Source organism: Endozoicomonas sp. Z74 (genome assembly GCF_057680865.1).
The window spans coordinates 1-1,258 of sequence record NZ_JBLYZI010000243.1 but is presented as its reverse complement, the minus strand read 5'-3'; the positions used below and the strand labels follow the sequence as shown (position 1 = coordinate 1,258).

Sequence of the window (1,258 nt, the reverse complement as noted above, 5' to 3'; positions counted from 1 at the left end):
GTGGTTAAACCCTGCCACTTTCAAGTAAGTTTTTGGTGGATTATCCACCAAAAATTGCAGGGGCTAGGCTGCTTTTGCGATCCCAAAAGATGAATTTATCAAATAGCTGGGGTTGTTCGCACCTTCCCTAGATTACACTTACATACACACGGTATTAGGATCAACGATCCTGCAAATGGAGTGTATTTAGTGCATAAAGACGAAAATACACCTCACTGGTCTATGCCCAACTCTAGAGGGCACCTAAAATACCATACACATGATTATGAAAGATGGTTATCTCAAAGAATTCAAAGGTTGAATAATATTAATGTTATAAAGACACAACTGCAAGTTGTTGGTAAATTACTTCAAGATAATGAACCTAAAAAAGCTATTGGCTCAATTCGTGCTCGGTGGTAAAACAAATGACTAAAGTCTTTGCAATTAGAAATGACGGATATAAATTTCAATCTCTGGACTTTAATATTCTTGATATTGTTAGGTACGCTCCAGAAGACTCAGTTCCGGATCATATATTTCAATTCAGCCTCAACAATATAGCATTGAGTCAATGGCTACCTGAGATTGACTTAAACTTTATTGCTAATGAGGGTTTTGAGAATGGCCCAATACCTGATATCTCTACAGGACTAGGCGCAACTCTTATATTATCACCTAAAGCTGAACAATATTTAGGAGAACTATTAAAACCTTATGGCGAACTATTACCAATAAAGGTCCGGTCAGAAAGATTTTACATTTTTAATTGCCTTAATTTTTCTGATGAGGAGGGTGGTTGTGAGAGCGCAGATTATAACCTATTAGAAATTAAATTTATAGCCAAAGCTAATAACTTAATTGCTTTTAAATCAAGATCTGATAATTGTTTAACTGTTTTTTGTAATAGCAAGTTAAAGGGTGCTGTAGAGGAGTTTGGCTTATCAGGCGTTATTTTTGATGAATACTTAATCGAAGTTTTCAACTAAATTAGCCAGAGCGCAGCTAAATCAGGTAAGAGCTGGCTTCTCTCCAGCTCTCCCCACACCACCCGGCGTGCGGGTCCGCACCGGGCGGTTCACCGATAATGGTGAAACCTGATCCATAAATCTTTCAGGGAAACAAGCCCAAGAATAAATGACAGGAATAAAGTGCATTAGTTCAGATCTGATCTGACAATTCCCTCTTCAAAAAAGGGAAGGGTTACCGATTTAGATAGAGGGTGAAATCACTGAAATCTAAATCGTAAAAAGGTAACCCTTATGATTCATACTAATCA

2 protein-coding genes are annotated in these 1,258 nt (G+C 37.5%); both read left to right on the top strand.

The annotated features are described in order from the left end of the window. Positions 1-93: 93 nt before the first annotated feature. Positions 94-402, top strand: a complete 309-nt coding sequence (locus ACNRUY_RS26525) for an AHH domain-containing protein (protein WP_488114668.1) — start codon at positions 94-96, stop codon at positions 400-402. 5 nt (positions 403-407) lie between these two features. Beyond that, positions 408-968 (top strand): hypothetical protein, encoded by a 561-nt coding sequence (locus tag ACNRUY_RS26520; protein ID WP_488114667.1) that lies wholly within the window; start codon positions 408-410, stop codon positions 966-968. Positions 969-1,258: the final 290 nt, after the last annotated feature.